This window comes from Pleurocapsa sp. FMAR1 (assembly GCF_963665995.1).
Classification (GTDB): domain Bacteria; phylum Cyanobacteriota; class Cyanobacteriia; order Cyanobacteriales; family Xenococcaceae; genus Waterburya.
This window is the reverse complement of the sequence record NZ_OY762512.1, coordinates 1,890,269-1,908,835: the sequence shown is the minus strand read 5'-3', so window position 1 is coordinate 1,908,835 and position 18,567 is coordinate 1,890,269. Positions and strand designations below refer to the sequence as shown.

General features: G+C 39.4%; 17 protein-coding genes and 1 pseudogene. 8 read left to right on the top strand and 10 right to left on the bottom strand.

All coding sequences use genetic code 11. From position 1 onward, the window contains the following. Nucleotides 1-98 precede the first annotated feature (98 nt). On the bottom strand, nucleotides 99-2,324 hold the full coding sequence (locus SLP02_RS09300) for a PhoX family protein (RefSeq protein WP_319420378.1): 2,226 nt from the start codon (nucleotides 2,322-2,324) through the stop codon (nucleotides 99-101). Nucleotides 2,325-2,568: 244 nt separating this feature from the next. Here SLP02_RS09300 and SLP02_RS09295 point away from each other — a divergent pair, with 244 nt between their 5' ends. Further along, nucleotides 2,569-3,255, top strand: coding sequence for a TVP38/TMEM64 family protein (locus SLP02_RS09295; RefSeq protein ID WP_319420377.1), 687 nt, complete (start codon nucleotides 2,569-2,571; stop codon nucleotides 3,253-3,255). A gap of 4 nt (nucleotides 3,256-3,259) precedes the next feature. Further along, nucleotides 3,260-3,463 carry a hypothetical protein gene (locus SLP02_RS09290; protein ID WP_319420376.1) on the top strand — a complete coding sequence of 68 codons (204 nt, stop codon included), beginning with the start codon at nucleotides 3,260-3,262 and terminating at the stop codon, nucleotides 3,461-3,463. Between the two features lie 13 nt (nucleotides 3,464-3,476). Here the strand turns inward: SLP02_RS09290 and SLP02_RS09285 are convergent, their stop codons facing one another. After that, entirely contained in the window at nucleotides 3,477-4,094 is a 618-nt protein-coding gene (locus tag SLP02_RS09285; protein ID WP_319420375.1) for a flavin reductase family protein, read from the bottom strand. A 228-nt stretch (nucleotides 4,095-4,322) separates the two neighbouring features. Here SLP02_RS09285 and SLP02_RS09280 point away from each other — a divergent pair, with 228 nt between their 5' ends. Both SLP02_RS09280 and SLP02_RS09275 read left to right on the top strand, forming a co-directional pair. Next, on the top strand, nucleotides 4,323-4,667 hold the full coding sequence (locus SLP02_RS09280) for a hypothetical protein (RefSeq protein WP_319420374.1): 345 nt from the start codon (nucleotides 4,323-4,325) through the stop codon (nucleotides 4,665-4,667). A 114-nt stretch (nucleotides 4,668-4,781) separates the two neighbouring features. Continuing rightward, entirely contained in the window at nucleotides 4,782-6,488 is a 1,707-nt protein-coding gene (locus SLP02_RS09275; RefSeq protein WP_319420373.1) for an alpha/beta hydrolase, read from the top strand. Nucleotides 6,489-6,499: 11 nt separating this feature from the next. On the opposite strand, the gene SLP02_RS09270 is transcribed toward SLP02_RS09275, so the two are convergent. Both SLP02_RS09270 and SLP02_RS09265 read right to left on the bottom strand, forming a co-directional pair. After that, complete coding sequence (locus SLP02_RS09270; RefSeq protein WP_319420372.1) at nucleotides 6,500-7,087, bottom strand: rhomboid family intramembrane serine protease; 588 nt, start codon at nucleotides 7,085-7,087, stop codon at nucleotides 6,500-6,502. Between the two features lie 264 nt (nucleotides 7,088-7,351). Next, entirely contained in the window at nucleotides 7,352-7,558 is a 207-nt protein-coding gene (locus SLP02_RS09265) for a hypothetical protein (protein WP_319420371.1), read from the bottom strand. Nucleotides 7,559-8,175: 617 nt separating this feature from the next. On the opposite strand from SLP02_RS09265, the gene SLP02_RS09260 reads away from it, so the two are divergent. Beyond that, nucleotides 8,176-9,591: a sulfatase family protein gene (locus SLP02_RS09260; RefSeq protein WP_319420370.1), complete on the top strand. Its 1,416-nt coding sequence runs from the start codon at nucleotides 8,176-8,178 to the stop codon at nucleotides 9,589-9,591. Nucleotides 9,592-9,828: 237 nt separating this feature from the next. Here SLP02_RS09260 and SLP02_RS09255 read toward each other — a convergent pair whose 3' ends face one another. Then, entirely contained in the window at nucleotides 9,829-10,215 is a 387-nt protein-coding gene (locus SLP02_RS09255) for a DUF6220 domain-containing protein (protein ID WP_413467352.1), read from the bottom strand. A 44-nt stretch (nucleotides 10,216-10,259) separates the two neighbouring features. After that, complete coding sequence (locus SLP02_RS09250) at nucleotides 10,260-10,916, bottom strand: DJ-1/PfpI family protein (RefSeq protein ID WP_319420368.1); 657 nt, start codon at nucleotides 10,914-10,916, stop codon at nucleotides 10,260-10,262. A 103-nt stretch (nucleotides 10,917-11,019) separates the two neighbouring features. Between SLP02_RS09250 and SLP02_RS09245 the strand changes: the two genes are divergently transcribed. Then, entirely contained in the window at nucleotides 11,020-11,718 is a 699-nt protein-coding gene (locus tag SLP02_RS09245; protein ID WP_319420367.1) for a LuxR C-terminal-related transcriptional regulator, read from the top strand. Nucleotides 11,719-11,786: 68 nt separating this feature from the next. Here the strand turns inward: SLP02_RS09245 and SLP02_RS09240 are convergent, their stop codons facing one another. The 3 genes and pseudogenes from SLP02_RS09240 to SLP02_RS26580 all read right to left on the bottom strand — a co-directional run. Further along, nucleotides 11,787-12,206 (bottom strand): hypothetical protein, encoded by a 420-nt coding sequence (locus tag SLP02_RS09240; protein ID WP_319420366.1) that lies wholly within the window; start codon nucleotides 12,204-12,206, stop codon nucleotides 11,787-11,789. A gap of 90 nt (nucleotides 12,207-12,296) precedes the next feature. Further along, the gene (locus SLP02_RS26585; RefSeq protein WP_413467351.1) at nucleotides 12,297-13,223 is read right to left on the bottom strand and encodes a lysylphosphatidylglycerol synthase domain-containing protein; all 927 of its coding nucleotides are present in this window, start codon (nucleotides 13,221-13,223) and stop codon (nucleotides 12,297-12,299) included. Between the two features lie 144 nt (nucleotides 13,224-13,367). Continuing rightward, nucleotides 13,368-14,930: pseudogene (locus SLP02_RS26580) on the bottom strand (phosphatidylglycerol lysyltransferase domain-containing protein); the annotation flags it as partial. 327 nt (nucleotides 14,931-15,257) lie between these two features. On the opposite strand from SLP02_RS26580, the gene SLP02_RS09230 reads away from it, so the two are divergent. Next, nucleotides 15,258-16,316, top strand: a complete 1,059-nt coding sequence (locus tag SLP02_RS09230) for an AI-2E family transporter (RefSeq protein WP_319420364.1) — start codon at nucleotides 15,258-15,260, stop codon at nucleotides 16,314-16,316. 116 nt (nucleotides 16,317-16,432) lie between these two features. Further along, nucleotides 16,433-17,728 (top strand): DNA cytosine methyltransferase, encoded by a 1,296-nt coding sequence (locus tag SLP02_RS09225; RefSeq protein ID WP_413467350.1) that lies wholly within the window; start codon nucleotides 16,433-16,435, stop codon nucleotides 17,726-17,728. A gap of 11 nt (nucleotides 17,729-17,739) precedes the next feature. Here SLP02_RS09225 and SLP02_RS09220 read toward each other — a convergent pair whose 3' ends face one another. Continuing rightward, nucleotides 17,740-18,465, bottom strand: coding sequence for a SinI family restriction endonuclease (locus SLP02_RS09220; protein ID WP_319420362.1), 726 nt, complete (start codon nucleotides 18,463-18,465; stop codon nucleotides 17,740-17,742). Nucleotides 18,466-18,567 lie beyond the last annotated feature (102 nt).

The window sequence follows — 18,567 nt, the reverse complement described above, 5'->3', positions numbered from 1 at the left end:
ACATAAGCAAACTGCCGAACCCGAAGGGCCTATCCTACTTCTTTCTAAAGTTATGGTTATGGGAGACAGAGGACAAAATCTACTGCACGGCGTAAGTCCTAAACTATCTCACTGCCATTTAGCCGACGAATTGCTACAACTCCAGGTAATGGTGGTTGATTGGCTTTGCCGCTGGGCCAATTTGAACCAAGGGGTACTTGGCGTTGTTGTTTAAAAGCTGTTCCGTCTGTTGCCAATAGTTCAAAATCTCTGGCTTCTGCTGCCATGTCTTGACGCATACCGTTATTTTCCCCGGGATGCTGGATCGAAAGAAATAAACTGCTGTTATTGTTATTAAAAGTTATACCAGTACATTCGCACTCCATAGGACCGATCGCAAAAGGATAAGACTTTCCTGCATTTTCTCCTGACAAAGGAATATACCACATGGAGTTATTACCAAATGCTCCCGTGAGGTCTTTACCCGTCAATTTTGCTCCCTCTTTTACTCGCGTGGGAATTGCTTCATTCTGAACACTGGTAGACATATCAGTCACAACCCAAAGGTTGCCTTTTTTATCTAAGGTCAAGTTATCAGGATTAGCAAAGCCAGCACCTCCGTTGGCAACTTCTCCTCCAGTTGCCAGCATACTCCAGGTAAAGCCCAGAGCAGCAGGATCGCTATCGTTTTCTTGCAGCTTCATGATCCAGCCATACTCGTAATCAGTTTCTCCATCTGGGCCAACAAAAATTGCCCGATCGGGACCTCCATCATCACCAGCAGCACCAGAAGTAAAAGCAATAAATAAAGTGCCGTTATCGTCAATTTCGGTGTCTTCAGGGCGAGCAGTGCAGGTAATTCCCGCTGCTGAGGCTGCAAAGTGAGCATCAATCAAAATTGCTCCCTGAGTTTCTTCAGGACTATTACCCTGATACAAGTCTCCCAAAGTTTTAAATCTAGATAAGGGCTGCAATTGTTCTTCTGAGGATACCTCCATCACTCCCCCCGCAGTGCGATCGCTATTGGGCAAGATAACCAATCCGCCGACAACCTGATTAGGGGATACAGGACTAATTTTAGTATCAGAATTGAGGGGAATCCATTCGCCTACTCCATTGGGAGAGAATTTTGCCCCATAGAGCATTCCTGCTTCAAAAAGGCGAGAGTTTGCTTTGTCCTGGGGATCTTGGATTTTCTCCTGGCTAATAAATTTATACAAATGTCCCCCACGGCGATCGCATCCTGAATACACCGCTAAGTTTTTGTCTGCCACAGCGCGTATCCCAAAAGCTTCATGATGATAACGTCCTAGCCAAGTGTGTTTTGTGCCGTAATCATTAGGATTAGCAGGATCTATTTCTACCATCCAGCCGTATTTATTCCCCGCCAAACCAAATACATTAGCTCTACCGTCTAAATCTTCATCAGTAATTAAAAATGGCTTTTCACTTGGGTTTAAAGATGAACCATCTGCCATAACTGGCTCTGGTACTTGATCTTGAAAGTTTTCTTCCGCGCTTAAGACTGTACCCCAGGGAGTTGTTCCCCCTGCACAATTTTGAAACGTGCCAATAATGCGATCGCCTAAGTTATCTTCATAACCGAGTTTATTTTCTTTAGTAAATATCGCCACCGCAGCCCCCGTAGCTTTTAAAGCCTGGTTGGGATTATCTAAGCCAGAAATACCCGTGACGCGCCGATCTGCCTGAGAATAAGTTCTCTCCCACTTACCCTCAGCATTACGTTTGACAGAAATAACTCCCAATCCCTGATCGATTAAACCTTCTCTAGAAACCTCCTGTATTTTTGCTTTTAAATCATTATCTTCAAGACTAAAAGCGTCTATTTCTCCTTCATTAGCTTGAGCCACGGCGATTAATTCAGCAAAAGGAAGCTGTTTGCCAATTACCATAGGATAGGTTTGCATCCATGTTCCCCCGCTAATATATTCAAAATTAACTGCCAAATAGCCCTCATTGGGTGCAGTCTCAATTAAAGACAGATAATCATTGTTGTAGCCAAAACGAGAATCTCCCACGCGATCGCCCCAAGCAGCAATCAAATCATAAGTAAAGCCTTCAGGTAAAACCAAATCATCTGCAACTTCATAGCTTTGATAAGTCTCTAGCTGTTGAGCAATAGGAAATATATCTGTGTTTAAAGGAAGAGGAACTTTGACGGGTTGAAAGTTAAAACTCGTTGTCGTTGTTCCAAATTTAGTAGTAGTTTCAGCCATAACTGAGGAACTATTAGGCATAATCTTTTTCCCAGACCATGAACCTGTAGCAAGCGACCCAGCAGCAGCACTAAAAAAAAGCAGAAAATGACGGCGATTTACGTTCATATTGATTGTATTCGGGAAATAAAATTAAAATAAAGCAATGTTTCGAGTGTGGGGGATGCTGGTGTTTCGCAACTCTTATCCAACCACGCTGTTGAGAAATTATTATTCTTAAGTTAAACTCCAAATGTTAACAACTTATTAACTTTTAGTTTCTATTCAATAATTTTTTTATTTATAATCAGACAGTTTTAAATGTCATATCTGTTTCAGAGCTTATTCAGAGCAGCTATTTACGTAATATCTTATGGTTTTTTGGCAAGAATGGCTTTTTCAAATAAATAACTGGCTTAGTTCTCTTGGTTACTTAGCTTATCCTGCATTTATTGGTATATATCTATTGGCAACCTTAATCGGTTTGCCAGCAATCTTCCTTTTTTTAGCTGCCGGTAGTTTATTTGGCTTTATGCCTGGATTCGTTATGGTGTCGTTTGCCGATACCCTTAGCGTTGCTACCTGTTATCTGCTAGGCAGGACTGTCGCTCGTAAAAAAGTCAGTAAATGGCTAAATAAGCGTCCACATTGGGGAAAATTTGACCGCGCAGTTGCCGAGAAAGGTTGGAAAATAGTATTTCTAACTCGTCTTTCCCCAATTGTTCCGTCTAACGTTCTCAACTATGGCTTTAGCTTAACTAAAATCAATTTTTGGCTATATTTGTTTGTATCTTGGCTAGGTATGCTGCCAGTGATAGCCCTATACGTCTATTTGGCTTCTGTCGGCATTAATTTACTTTCAGGTAACAACGACGATCCAAAACAAATTGTGGCTTCAGTTATTGGCTTGGTTACGGCCTTGATGGCGATCGCCTATACTACTAAATTAGTCCACGGCACTTTATTCGATAAATCTAAAGAACAAGTTCAATCAAAACCACCTATACAACCAGAATCTCAAAAACACCAAAATATAGATAAAGAAAAAGCAAGACGCTGAATTTATGTCTGTGCAAATGGGTGATATGTCTCTAAATCTGGGGAATAGAGCAAAAACTACCGTCTCTAAAACTTTTTGCTCTCAGTGTGGCATAAAAGCCAGAAAGGGCGATCGCTCAAAATTTTTTAGTCTTATTGCTAACTTACTTGTCGCCTCCACATCTGGCGATCGCCTTACAAATAACTTTGAGCGCATAATTTATCTTTGATTAATAAAATCAACTAAAGTGAATCAGGTCTCTGCTGATATGGAATCCGTGGAAGATCGAAGCGATCGCTGGTTCGACAATATAAAGATGGAGAACCAAGCCTACCGATTGGAGCAAACCCATTAATATGAAGGCGATCTCCCAGAAGACTATCATCAACATGAAACATGACAACCTGACCGATGATAAGTGTATAAATTCCCAATGGCTGTTGGCTGTGGAGTATACATTCTAAACTTGCTTGAGCTTCTGCCACTCGCGGGACTTTAACTCGCTTTGATTCAGCAGAGTTCAAACCAGCCGCTGCAAGTTCGCTTTCTGCGGCGGGAAAGTTAGCGGCAGAAATATTCATCGCATCTAATAAATCTTCTGTCACTAGATTAACAACAAATTCACCACTAGAAATAATATTTGCTGCCGTATCCTTTTTGCTGCCATCATCTTTATTCCCAACACTTATGATGATGTATAGGGGATCGCTACCTACGGCATTAAAGAAACTGTAAGGAGCAAGATTGATTACACCGTGAGCATTTTGAGAAGTTACCCAGGCGATCGGGCGAGGAAGGACAAGATTGGTTAAAAGCTTGTAGCTGTCTTGAGGAGATGTTGTGTTTGGATCGATATGCATTTGAATAGTCAGTTTGAATTTATTTAGATTTTAACGATTTATATAAACATTTTTGGCAGCAGTTCTTTTTTAAATTAGTTTGGCAGCTTTAATAATCTGAATTTAGCACAGCGATCGCCATTGCTTGAATTTTAAGTTAGAGGATTGACATATAAGTGACACTTGCTTGTCATTGGCAATTCTTAAACTAAAAATAGAAAGTAAAGTATTAAATTATTTTAAAAAATCATGAACAGAACAATAAAAGTCTTAGCCTTACCCGTTATTCTTGCTATTAGCACTTTATGCGCTACCAAACCTGCAAGTGCCAATGTTTTAAAAGATCTGGGAGTGGGTACTGGTAGCAACGTCATCTCTGGTAAAATCTTGCACAATGGTTCTGCTCTTGGGAACGCTGCCAGCGGTGCAGCGACTGGTGCTGTAGTTCATGCAACTCACAAAAATTTGCTACAGGATAGTGCTGTAGGTGCAGCAACAAACACGGTGACAGGTGCAATTATAGGCAACGGTCATACTGGCAAAAATGCCATTTCTGGTGCTGCTGACGGGGCATTAATAAACATTCTTAAGTAGTGTGCTTTGACAATTACCCTGCATCAGTTTAGGATTGAAGCTCAGAGTTTTTTATGTTTAAAGACTGGTCTTACAAAAAGACAAAAATAAAGTAAAGTAAGTCAAAGTTTTTTAGTGGGCAAAGCAAAAAAAAAAGAAATTAAGTCAGCAGCCAGTCAACTATCTGCTCTGTGTTCGATAAGATTAAAGCCAAGAAAAATTTGGCAAGCTTCTTTTATAGCTTTGTTTAGCTGTAGTTTTTTAACTTCCGCCTGGATTTTACCGGCTGTAAGTGCCGAACGCATCGCCTTTGACTATGGAATTTTGGGCGAGTTTTATATTTCCATTGCCGATCTAGAAGCATTTGCCAAAGAAGGTAAAATTACTCCTGGTTTTGCCTATTATGCCGATCGCTTTAGTCCAAAAGATTTAGCGCAATTAAGAAATTTACTTAATCGCAGCTTTAAAATCAGCGTTGTCACAACAAGCACTTTTGTCAATTTACCGATTGGCAAACAATTGCTCAAAGAAATCGGCTTAATCATAGATTCTCCTGAGAATGTAAGCCAGCCTGCTTTGCGAGCCTCTTTGATTTTAGCTGCTGCTGAACCCGAAGGGCTAACAATTCTCAGTGTTCTTCGTCACTACACTACCAAAACGCTGAAATTAAATACCAAGCGCATTTTTGAAGCAGTCGATGAAGCGACAAAACTTTTGACAGACACAGAACAAGTTTTCCAAACATTAGGGCAAGAGGCAAAACGAGTAGCAACTGGTAATTCTCTCGATCTAAATACTTTTGCAGATCTGAGCAACTCAGGACAAAAGAAGTGGCGTAAAGAAAATATAACTGTTAGGTCAGATAGCGATCGCCAGATTGAGGGAGTAGTTTATTTGCCAATATCTACCGACAAACCTGCCCCTGTAGTTGTTGTTGCTCCTGGATTAAATACCAATTGGCAAAACTTTACCTATATAGCCGAGCATCTGGCTGACTATGGCTTTGGGGTAGCTGCGGTTAATTTTCCTGGTACTAATGCCCGACGGGTAAACGCAGTCTTGAATGGTTTAGATACGCCTCCAAAGGATAATCAATGGATAGAGCAACCTAAGATCGTTACTCGGTTGTTAGATGAGATGGAGCGTAAGTCCCAAAATGAGGAATCATGGCGGGGTAAGCTCGATTTACAAAGAGTCGGGATTATCGGTCAATCTTTAGGTGGCTATACGGCAATGGCGATCGCTGGAGCGAAGGTGGACTGGCAACATCTGCAAAAAGAATGTCAAAAAATAGGAAACCCAGAACAAATCGACCTAAACCCCGCGCTATTTTGGCAATGCCAAAGTGCAACTAATTCTTCTCCTAATACCGATTTGCGAGATCGAAGAATAGTTGCGGCGATCGCTATTAATCCTGTAACTAATCCAGTTTTTAGTCAGTCAGGAATGAGCCAGTTTGATTCTCCCTTATTGATCATCGCTGGAGATAAAGATATATTTGCTCCTGCTTTAGATGAACAGCTAGTTCCTTTTACCTGGCTGCCAAAAAACAATAAATATTTGGTTTTGGTCAAAAACAGTACTCATTTTTCCTTTATTGCTGAAGGAGATTCAGATGAATTTGAATTGCCTATCAATATAATGGGTTTTAATCCTGGCTTAGCTCGTTCGTATTTAAAAGTTCTTAGCGTAGCCTTTTTTGAAACTCACCTAGCACAACAAAATGAATTTAGATTTTATCTGACAGAATCTTATATTAAACGCTTGAGCAAGCCACCATTAGCTATCAATTTACTCCGCTCTTTGAATGCCAGTCAATTAAATAAGCTAATTGAAAAATAGAGAATCAGTTTTTAGTTACCCATACTGCGTTTACGACCCAAACTGGCAGCGAACACACCACCAATAAGCCCAAAGAAATGTGCCTGCCAAGATATATTAGGGCTAGATGGTAATATGCCCCAAAGCGTTCCACCATAAAGAAAGCCCACTATTAAAGAAATCAAGATTGCACCTATACTGCGAGCGAATAAACCACGCAATAATAAAAAACCCAAATAACCAAAAATAACGCCAGAAGCTCCCACAGTAACTACATTTTCTGGACTAAACAACCAAACCCCCAAGCCACTAAATAACGTGGATATAATTGTAACTAGCCAGAATATTTTTATGCCTTGGAGCGAAACTAAGCCACCAAAAATTATAAATGGTGGCGTATTGGCAATCAAGTGCGCCCAAGAACCGTGAAGCAAAGGGGCAATGATGATTCCTGGCAACCAACCAATATCTCTGGGGCGAATTCCGTAATTGTCAAGCTGTAACTGCGGAAGCGACCAATTAAATAACTCTAGCAACCACATCAAAACTAATAAGCTGACTAAGCTTATGATACTGGCTGCTGTAAGATCATATTTTTGGTTGTTCTTTTTCTGGCGCATAAATTTTTAATATAGCAGAATGAATTTTATATGTTTAAATTTAACTATTAAAGATTTTGGTTAAGCCGGCCAAAAACAACATACATTTTGTAATATAGAAAAAAAATGTCCTATAAAACTAGTTTAAACAGGACATTTATAGGTGTGTGAGGATAAAACTAAAAATTTGAATTTACTGGTTAATAAAAATGAGAAAGCTTTTTTATTGAGCGTTGCTGAACCAGGGTATGAAATATAGGAAATATTACTTTCAGCAACGCTCTTCTAAGCTTCACGTCTGAGGTCATAAACTACTTTATCTAAATACCAACTTTCAGATTGACCTGGATGTTTGATTTTTTCTAAATCCACTAGTCGCTGTGCAGTCTCAGACTGACCATGAACCAGAGTCATCAGTTCATGATGTAGTTTGCTAGAGCGATCAGCTTCACGATATCCTTGCCACCATTTATTCAGAATATTATTAGTCATTTCTTTGTCTTTTTTTATTCGCTGGTTTTAATATAATGATTTCAAGTGACAGGTCTATGACGCATGAGTGTCAGCTTTATGTAGATTTTCCAGTAGTTTGTCTGAGATCTTGCTAATAAGAATTTTGAGTTCATTAAAGCTTCAGACGGAATTTTAATAATATGCCTGTATAGACAAATAGTGACAATTGCCGAACTCCTCCTTCACGAAGTGTTGGTAGCAGTATTTTTTTGCTGCTTTTACTCTTTTTTTTAAATCTCTTTATAGGTCGCTTTACTCGTTCTCCAAAAGTTCAGTTAGACTCAAATATTGATTTTGGAGCGATCGCGATTAAAACACTCCCGTTTTACTGGTGCAGACTTAGAAAACTTGGTCAACGAGACTGCACTATTTTCACTAGATTAATTCTGATAAAACAATAGCTTGCCTAAACTAAACCCTTAATTAGCTATAATCAAAAGCTCAGTTTTTTATGAGCGGTCTTTTTTAAGTTGTTCTAAAAAGCATTTTGCAATTGTGGAGTGAGTACAAAAGATTTGAGCAAGTTATTGAAATTTAAATATTTACTTTGTTTTGGTCTCAGCTTGATTTTTTTTATATCTACTGCTGTTATACTCTTGACAACACAAGCCAGCCCAGTAACTAATCCGCCCAATATTGTATTTGTTTTGACCGATGATTTAGATAATGTTGAGGTTGACTATATGCCTCAGGTAAAGTCGTTTATGGCTGATGGGGGAGTTAGCTTTAGCAACTATTTTGTTAATATTTCTCTTTGCTGTCCCTCTAGGGCAACTATGCTACGTGGTCAATACGCTCACAATACAGGAGTTTATACCAATAAAAAGCAAGATGGTAGCTTTATTTACCTTTATCGACATGGTTTAGAAAAATCGACTATTGCCACTTGGTTAAAGCGAAAAGGCTATCGCAATGCTTACTTGGGCAAATACTTCAACGCCTATCCGCGACACGCACCGAAAAACTATGTGCCTCCTGGTTGGGATGAATGGGCTAGTCCAATCTACGATAGTGGTTATGTGGGATTTAACTATACTCTTAATGAAAATGGTAAATTTGTCGAATACGGCGATCGCCCTGAAGACTATACTAGTGATGTCTACACAGCTAAAGCGCAAAAGTTTATTAATCAGGCAGCTAAAGACAAACAACCCTTTTTTCTCTATATTTCTTATTTTCCACCCCATCAACCAGCAATTCCCGCACCCCGCCACAGCAAGCTATTTCCCGATGCTGTTCAACCCCGTATCCCTTCTTTTAATGAAGCAGACGTAAGTGATAAACCTGAATATATCCGTAATTTACCTTTATTGAGCCAGCAGGATAAAGATGAGATTGACAAGCTCTATCGAAAAAGATTGCGATCGCTTCAGTCAGTCGATGAAGGTTTAGCAACCTTAGTTAACACCCTTAGAGCCAATGGTCAGTTAGACAATACCTATTTCATTTTCACCTCAGATAACGGGTTTCATCTTGGTCAACATCGCCTAACTCCCGAAAAAGAGACGGCTTATGAAGAAGATATTCACTTACCTCTTTATGTCAGAGGACCAGATGTGCCTGCGGGCAAAACTATGGATCAGATTGTTGGTAACCTCGATTTAGCACCTACCTTTGCCGAACTAGCAGGGGCGAATACCCCAAATTTTATTGATGGTCGCTCTTTTGTTAGTCTATTTCGTCGTAACTCTTCTGTACCTTCGTCTTGGCGACAGGTCTTTTTTCTCCAGCATCGATTAAATCGGAAAACAACCCCTTTAATTCCTAGTTTTAGAGGTTTACGAACTGACCACTGTACTTATGTTAAATATATTACTGGCGAGGAAGAACTATATGACATTACACAAGACCCTTATCAACTACAGAATTTGGCTAAGGTAATTCAACCTCAAGTAATCAAGGAATATGCTAAACGTATGATTAGTCTTAGTAAATGTAAAGGGGAAACTTGTCGAGAGCGAGAACTTAAACCTTTACCAGACTGTGCCATAAAGGGGCAAAGCCCCAGCTAATAGCTATTAGCTTCAATATTGGCGACTAGGGACTAGTAGTTCATCAAAATTGTTCGGAGGAGTAATTGGGGTGGTGGGATGTTTAGGGTAATAGATAATACTCCTCCATCCTCTCTACCTCTCCATCGTCACTACTTTTCTACCTCCTCTACCTGCAATACTTCCATCAATTACCTACTTGAGTAGTTACAGATTAAGCTCAAAAAGCTTTAGTACTTGTTGCCAAGAGGTGCTGCTCTAGGATTGTAACTTGGATGCTGTATCTAACTTGTTAAACAATTCGCGGGATAGGCGATGTACAAGGCTTGAAGAAACATAGAGTAACGTAAATCCAATTAACGGATGAAGTACCTCTAGATGCAGAGGAGTCTTAAGATGAATACTGCAAAATTGTAGTCCCAGCAGCACTGGTAAACTGGCAGCAAGAGAACGAATTCTATCTGAGAAGGTTGCGATCGCCGTTCCTCCCAGTATGATTAACGATAGCCCACTGTATTCTCGCACCAGCCAAACATGGATATTCCACCAAGCAGGATCGTTTAAGTAGGCAACTCCAACCGTTAACAATTGGGCAATCAAGCAGAGGTTGAAAATAACTGAAGTCGCGAACAAGCCGATTTGGATCCAGTTTCAGGGAGTGCGATCGCGATCGCCTTCTAAATTTATAGTCATGTTAAACTGCCTTCTTTACTTTTGAATAGTGTTATTACTTTATTCGTTAAATCTGGTCCCGCTTTTTCTGGTGAACCCACATCGAATGGTGGGGCTGGGTCGTATTCTATTATAAGTTGAGTAATTTTGGCAATTTCCTCGCCACAAAGGGCAGCAGCAACCGTTAAAGCAAAATCAATTCCTGCGGTTACTCCACCACCAGTGTAGCGATTTCGGTCAATAACGACTCGCTCCGTTCCAACTTCAACTCCCAACTCTGCTAGCTGTTCTCGCATCATCCAGTGAGTCGCAGCCCGATATCCTTGAAGCAGTCCTGCCTTAGCTAAAAACACCGATCCGCCACACACAGATGTAATAAATTTTACTTGACTCTGCCGACGAAAAAATTCAAGCACTTCTAAATCGTCTACGACTGCCATCTGCCCTAAGCCACCGCCGACACAAATCACGTCCAAAGGCGGGCAATTGGCAAAAGTTGTATCGGGTAAAATCATCATTCCGTCATCGGTTTTGACTGCATCTAGGGTTTTCCAGATTCGATGAATCTCGACATTGGGAAGTGCGCTAAAAACTTGCTGCGGACCGACAATATCAAGTGCCGTCATGCCAGGATATATTACTAAGCCAATGATATGCTTTTGTGAGTCAGTCATGAATCAATTCTCCTAATGTGCTGGGGATAAAACCTATCCTTTATACTAGGGGGAACAACCCACCCCGCCCAGTCCCCGAGCGGGTACTTTTTAAAACAAAACGATGACTGACTTGCAGCTTTTATTTGCAGAAATTTATCAGGCAAAGAATGAAAAGGACTTGCGATCGCATTTGGCACCAAAAATTGGTGAGTATTTTGCAGCCAAGCGATCGGGGTTCTTTTTCTTTGATCGACTTATAACTAATCCTAATCTTCAAAAAGTTCTAAACGTTGCTCTATCCACTAAACATAATCCTGTGGCGCGTTATATAGCCGAACGCCACACGCCTGTCCATGAAGGACTGGTGACATCACCAAAGGCTTGGGCAACAATTTGTCCCCGTCCTGACCATTGGCACGTGATGGCAGGACCAATTGTCAATCGAGGTGAACTAGTGGGTGTAGTGGGCTGTACCCGTGAAAAGTCGATGCCTGCCTTTAATACACAAAATTTAGCCGATTTGAGTGCCGTCTGCTTGCATTTGTCTGTTTGGGCTGCAACAGTAAAATCCCAGCATCAACCTGATAAAACCGATCTTTTAACGTCTCGTGAATTAGAAATTGCCGAATTGGTTGCATTGGGGAAAACAAATGCAGAAATTGGTCATGAACTTTGGATTACGAAGAATTCTGTCAAGCAGGCTTTAAAGCGAATGTTCCGTAAACTTAAAGTTTCTTCTCGTGCAGAGATGGTTGCACAACTTTTCGCCACCAAACACTACGCGCCAGAGAAAAAGCTATCTCCAGACACTCTGTTTTAAACATTTTTTAGAATTCAAAATTCGTTAGCGGTTCAACAAGCTACGCTAATTTGGTGAGTGTGCTGATGTTAAAAATACCAAACTTCTGAATGACCCCGACGACGACCCATAATTGTGCCAGCATTGAGATCATTTTTCTTCTCTGTAACCAACAAGAGATATTTACCTCGTTGAAACAACTTCTGGCAAAAACGTCGAGCAATTTGATTTGAGTCAAACAACTTTTCATTAAAATAGCTATAAATAGTTAAATCTCCCAGCCAATGATGATGCCAAGCATTACGAGCAACTAAAGTAATTTCATCCAGAGAAAATCCTGCTTCTTGTAGTTCTTCAATTGCTACTTTGGCATCTCGATGATGGGCGAACACTCCTACCTCATGAGCTATGCCAGAATGATTATTAGTAAAAGAGAAATCATCACTACTGTGAACTTCTGCTTTAACGATGTTGGAGAATAATGCTTTTGGATGTATTAGGGTTTTCATGATCTTATCTATCTAAGTCCAAATAAAAGCTTTAATATCTTTAGGTTAGTGATTTGCTGTGTCGTTATCGTGACGCACTTATGACAATTTCTAGATTTTAGTCGTTTGACGATTCCATCGCTGCTTCAATTCATACCATCCCAACAGTAAAATCGAAGCACCCAAAGGCAGAAAATAGTAAATACCTCGATATGCCAGCAGAGAGCCTAACAATTGACTAGAAGGAATTGGCGGAGAGAGTAACAAAATCAGAATAGTTTCAAATACCCCCAGTCCTCCAGGAACATTACTAATAATTCCTGCAATTTGACCCAAAAGATAAATGCCAAAAAACCCCAAGAACGAAAAATGTTTAGGTACTGGCAGTAAAACATAAAGCACCGCAGCAGCAAACATCCAATCTAGCGAAGTTAAAGCTATCTGTGCTAAAGAAAGCTTAAAGGGAAGATGAGGCAATGTCCAATTTTTAATTTTCAAAGGCTTTTTGCTCAATCCACTCCAAAGTAAGTAGGCAATAATAATTGCCAGGAAAACAAACCCAAGAGGACGCACCGACAGAAACGGTAGATTAAGCTGTTTAGGTATTTCTAAAGGCGTAAGAGCAAACACAGCACCGCCGACAGCAAATAACCCCAGCCAAAAACTGAGGTTACAAAAGGTAATTATCTGAGCAATCTTAATAGCAGAATATCCCCACGCAGAGTAAAATTTATAGCGGATAGCACTACCGCTGAGAAGGGCAAAACCAACGCTATTGCTAATTCCATAGCTAATAACTGCCACCAAAGCAGTTCGTTTATATGCCAGAGATTGATTTATATATTTTACTGCCAGGGTATCGTATCCCGTCAGCAAGAGGTAATTAATCGTGGTTAAAGCGATCGCCAGCAGCAGATACTGATTGGGAATAGCATTGAGACTATTAAATACATCTTTTAAACTATACTTGCGTAACTCGGTTGCGATCGCCCAAAGAGAAAGACCAAAAAGCAAAACGCTAAAAAATATAGGTGCAATGCGACTTAATCTTTTAGAAACACTAGTAACAGAGGGACTTAAAAACTGCGTTCCTAAATAGTCCTGTAGGCGATCGCCTGAATCCACTCTGACCAATGCCACTACTATTTCTGGCAGGGCGGCAAACTGAGGATAAACTAAATAGCGCGATTTCCACTGAGGATGAAATTTATCTTTGTATGCCCTTAATCCCTGAAAATTATAAAATTGATTTAGATGTTCATAAAGATAGCGCATTCCCCTTTCCATACGAGAAGACTGGGCTGTTTCTCCTACTCCCGAAAGAGCAGCTAAACCTAAATTAAAGCTGTCGTAACCTTGTTGCTTGAAGTGTTCAAACAGCGAAATAAACAAAAAATCCATCGTTCCGTTTTCTATCTCTGGCAAGTGGCGCATTAGGTCAATGGTAATTTCGTTACGCTGATACTCAGGGACGATATTAACGAAGGCGATCGCATTTCCCTGGGAATTATTAACTACAGCAATTTCGCAGTCCTGGAGATAATTATCGTCAAACCAGCCAACAGAGAACTTTTTCTCTGAACCCGCCATGTGTGCCAGCCACTCATTACTAATGACTCTTAACTCTTGTAACAAATCATCAGCAATTGGTGGAGCATAAAATTGAATTGAATAACCGAGCTTCTTAAACTTGTTAATTGCTGGACGTAAGCTTTTTCCTGCCTTTCCTTGGAGAGTAAAAGTCTGAAGATCTACTATCGCCTCTTCCCCAATTTTGAGAGTTTTAAACCCCAGAGACTGATACAGTTCCAGATCGTCGGGTAAAGTCTGATAGAAAGCGGGTTGCCAGTCATTGCGATCGCAGAATTGCTTAAAACTGGCGATCGCCTCACTGCGGTCTTCTATTGCACCGATAGGATCTCCTAAAGCGATCGCGCCTCTGCCTTTTGGCACATATGCCACAACGCTTTGACCTGAAGGACTAAAGTAATAAGATTTATCATTCAGTAGAGTAAATCGCGCCAGAGATGAACAACCATATCTGGCGACAATTTTTTGAGCTTCTTGTTTTTCCTGTAATGTTGCTTCGTTATGGAGTAGTACTGGACGCAGCAGCATCCAAAGGGCATAAAGCACCGTTACTGCACCGATAATGTAAATTGAATTAACAAAAAAACGTCCAAAGCGTGAAGTGGCTTGCAGACCTAAGTTATCATTGGTAAAAAATATTGCTAGAGTTTGCCTTACAGCGCCTCCTAAGCGAAAAGTAGTCGCGTAATGACGAGCTAACCAGAAGAAGCCCAAAGTACCGTAAACTGTGGTAAATAATAGGGCAAAGACTAGTACGCGAATTCCTTGAATAACTGAAGGACGATCCGAACGGGCAGTAAAAACTTGTCTCATCCATAAAAGCTGCCCTAATAATAAAGCTGAGAGCAAGCTTTCTTCATAATCCCAACCTTTGATTAAGTTACTGAGAATCGAGACGACCAGTAAACCAATTGTCAGCAGCCAAGCCAGACGTTTACGGCGTAACAAATTAGCTGCCAGGATCAAGAGAAAAAAACCGCTAATAACTGCGAATAGATGCGCTCCTGCCCTAACTTCAAAAGGAAAGATTTGTTTTAACCAGTCTACTCGTTCAGGCAAGCTTGGAGTTACTGCCGAGAGCAAGTTTACTATTCCCACTGCACCTGTCAACAAGGCAGCTACCCATAGTCCAATTTTTGTTCTTTGCCTGAGCATTAATATTTATTTAATTCAGTACTATTTAGGTTACTATTTATAGCTCTCTTAAGGTAGTGAAGCAAATGTAACGCAAGTGGTTATCAGAATAAAAATTAATCGCCATCAGTCACAGATTACTCCGCCCTAAACGGGCGGAGTAATCTGTGACCGTTGGTCTAACGGCATGGCGACCCTACCCTAAAATCTTGCCTAGTTCTTCTTCTTATAATTAGAGCGTATCGAAAAATAATCAGGTAACTTTTCCCTAGAACACTCTAGAGATGCAGTTCGCTCTAAACATGAGCTTTGATAGTATAAATGGTTTTACCTTATCAAAGCGAAATTATGTTCGAGAATAAATTTCCACGGTGGTTATTTTGGGGCTTGACAATCTCTTTTGTTGTCTTCAATGGTTATTTTTTATTTCCTGTCTTCCAATATTTACGACCCACCCTAATTTTAATAGTGACAGCAGCCCTGTTTGCTTTTCTCTTAAATTATCCGGTGAAGCTGCTCATATCGTGGAAATTTAAACGCGGTTATGCTGTTGCCGTCGTGTTTTTGTTGACATTGGTTATTTTGAGTGCAATCACTCTTACATTACTGCCTCTTCTACTTCAACAGCTAAATGAATTTACCAGTCGGCTACCAAGCTGGATCGATTCTGGGTCAGTGCAGTTGCAAAATTTTGAAACCTGGGCGATGGACAAAAATCTTTCCTTTGATGTTAGTGCTTTAATAGCTCAATTAGAAGAGCGTTTTGCTAGAGAAGTAGAATCTTTACCCACTCAGGTGATTAATTTTTTAATTGGAGCATTTGATAGCAGTTTAGAATTATTAGTCACAGTAGTCTTAACTTTCTATCTGCTGCTTCATGGTGAGAATTTTTGGTCGGGAATTTGGCAGTGGTTGCCCGACAATTGGGGAGATCGTATTCAGTTTTCTCTCAAACAGAGTTTTCAAAGTTACTTTATCGGTCAAGCTGCGATCGCCTTATTAATGAGCCTAGCTATCACTACAGCATTCTTATTGCTGAAAGTACCTTTTGGCTTATTATTCGGTCTGGCAATTGGAGTTTTAGTCTTAATTCCCCTAGGCGATATTTTGGGTATCGTCAGCGTTAGTTTACTAACAGGTCTTAAAAGTGTTGGTTTGGGAGTAGAAGTCTTAATAGTGGCAACTACAATCGACCAGGCGATCGACAATGTTCTTGCACCCCGTATTTTTGGTGGTTTGGTTGGACTCAACCCTGTTTGGATTATCATTTCTTTGCTGTTGGGGGCTAAACTAGGTGGAGTTTTGGGTCTGATTTTAGCCGTACCTTTAGCAGGGGCAATTAAAAGAATCGCTGACAGCTTAAGAATTTCACAGCCTGACCCAAACTGGGAAGATAAATCTTTATGACTACGAGTTATACTAAATCCTATTCAAGTAGGTTACTTAACTTTTGGGTTAGGCAGTAGGTAGTAGGTAACTAAATAGGTAATAAAATTGGAAAAATATATAATTAAGTAAATTAGATTGAGGATAATTCTTATTTGATCAACAATAATAAAAAACCGATTGCATTAAGTTTTTTCTCAGGTGCAATGGGATTAGATTTAGGTATAGAAAAATCAGGCTTTGATATTCGTTTAACTTGTGAAATAGATCAACATTGTAAGCAAACAATAGCAGCAAACAGACCCAGTACAGCGTTATTGAATGATATAAACAATTACTCTACCGCTGATATATTAGCTGCTGCAAAACTAAAAAAAGATGATTCTATTGATTTAATTATGGGTGGTCCTCCTTGTCAAGCATTTAGTACAGCAGGAAGACGCAAAGGTTTTAACGACGAAAGAGGAAACACTTTTTTAAAATATATTGATTTGGCTTTAGAATTACAACCGAAGTTTATAGTTATTGAAAATGTACGTGGTTTGCTATCTTGTCCAATAAATCACCAACCACATGACCAAAGAGGTTCAACAAGTCGATTGGGTATGCTTCCTAAACGGAAGCACCCCTCGACTTCAGATTTTGCTGATTTATCAGAAGATGAATTAAAAGGAGGTGCATTAAATTTTGTCTTGAGTAAGCTTAATTTGTCTGGCTATTCATACTCATTTAATCTTTATAACTCTGCAAATTTTGGTACTCCACAAATTAGAGAAAGAGTAATCGTTATATGTTCAAAAAATAATTATAAAATACCATTTTTACAACCTACACATTCTGAAAATGGTGAATTCAATCTACCAGAATGGAAGACAGTAAATTTTGCATTAGAAAATATCAAAAAACATACTTATCTAAACTTTCCTGAAAAGCGTCTCAAATACTATCGCTTGCTAAAACCTGGTCAAAATTGGCGTGATTTGCCTGCAAATTTGCAAAAAGAAGCTATGGGAAAATCTTATTATTCTGGCGGAGGAAAAACTGGTTTCTTTAGACGTTTAGCTTGGGATAAACCTTCTCCAACCCTTGTAACTCATCCTGCAATGCCAGCTACAGATCTCGCCCATCCAGAAGAAGATCGACCGTTATCTATTCAAGAATATAAAAGAATCCAAGAATTTCCTGATGATTGGATACTCGCAGGTTCCTTGATTCAACAGTATAAACAAATCGGTAATGCAGTACCTATTAGTTTGGGTTATGCAGTTGGCAAACTAATTAACTCTATGTTGCAAGGATTAGAAATCGAAAATTATCCAAACTTCAAATACTCAAGATATAAAAATACTAGTCATACTGATTGGGAAAGAGAATTTAAGTCCCGCAGAGATTTGCAATCATTGAATCACAGACAAATTAAATTATTTGTTTAGCGGATATTAATTTAACTATTTTTAGGTTTATGAATATTAATATATTGGATCACAAATTCTTTAAAACCCTCTTCATTTAGATTGTAACCTTGCATAAGTGGTGGTAAATTTTTCCAGTTTGTAAAAGAACTTCTTCCTTTTTTTGTATCTTTAGAAAAAGAACGAAACCACTTTTGAATTTTCGTACCGTCTCTGATAGCACTACTCGACGAGTTTTCAGAATTGTCTCTGTTTTTAATTTGTAGGGCAATCCATTCTCCATCGTTATTCTTACCCAGAAAATCTATAGCCTTTATAAATTCACCACAACACCAATTCCAACCATTCCCCCTTAAAACTGAATCAATATATCTTTCCAATAAATTACCAACACAATTTTCAGCACACATTGCGTATTGATGTTCAATTTTGATGCGCTGACACTCTTGATTTGAATATCCATAAGCTTCTCTCATGATTATAGAAACCATTGGATCTGGAATCGTTGAAGGTTCTACGGGAAAGTCACTTCTTCTATAGCCTTCAAAGTATTTTTTTGCTAATTGAAATAAGTCATTTTGATTAACAACTGTAGGTTTGTGAGGATTTGCTTTGCTTGTTCTCCAGGAAATTGCAGATGGATGTTCTGCTAAAAACTGACAAATTATAACAAATGACTCAATTAGAGATTTTTCGTCATCACTAATAACCAACTCTTCAGCAGTTTCCCTGACTAAACTTTCATTAAAGCCACTCACTAATATTTTCCTGAATATTTATGCTGCACAATTTTAGCCTTGATGGTCAGCAACTACCACTCAATTTTAGAAATAAAAATTTATCTAAAAGTTATTTATTTC

Coding starts and splice junctions, on each gene's coding strand:
- SLP02_RS09300 (WP_319420378.1), bottom strand. CDS start 2,324: ATGAACGTAAATCGCCGTCATTTTCTGCTTTTTTTTAGTGCTGCTGCT.
- SLP02_RS09295 (WP_319420377.1), top strand. CDS start 2,569: ATGGTTTTTTGGCAAGAATGGCTTTTTCAAATAAATAACTGGCTTAGT.
- SLP02_RS09290 (WP_319420376.1), top strand. CDS start 3,260: ATGTCTGTGCAAATGGGTGATATGTCTCTAAATCTGGGGAATAGAGCA.
- SLP02_RS09285 (WP_319420375.1), bottom strand. CDS start 4,094: ATGCATATCGATCCAAACACAACATCTCCTCAAGACAGCTACAAGCTT.
- SLP02_RS09280 (WP_319420374.1), top strand. CDS start 4,323: ATGAACAGAACAATAAAAGTCTTAGCCTTACCCGTTATTCTTGCTATT.
- SLP02_RS09270 (WP_319420372.1), bottom strand. CDS start 7,087: ATGCGCCAGAAAAAGAACAACCAAAAATATGATCTTACAGCAGCCAGT.
- SLP02_RS09265 (WP_319420371.1), bottom strand. CDS start 7,558: ATGACTAATAATATTCTGAATAAATGGTGGCAAGGATATCGTGAAGCT.
- SLP02_RS09250 (WP_319420368.1), bottom strand. CDS start 10,916: ATGACTGACTCACAAAAGCATATCATTGGCTTAGTAATATATCCTGGC.
- SLP02_RS09245 (WP_319420367.1), top strand. CDS start 11,020: ATGACTGACTTGCAGCTTTTATTTGCAGAAATTTATCAGGCAAAGAAT.
- SLP02_RS09240 (WP_319420366.1), bottom strand. CDS start 12,206: ATGAAAACCCTAATACATCCAAAAGCATTATTCTCCAACATCGTTAAA.
- SLP02_RS09230 (WP_319420364.1), top strand. CDS start 15,258: ATGTTCGAGAATAAATTTCCACGGTGGTTATTTTGGGGCTTGACAATC.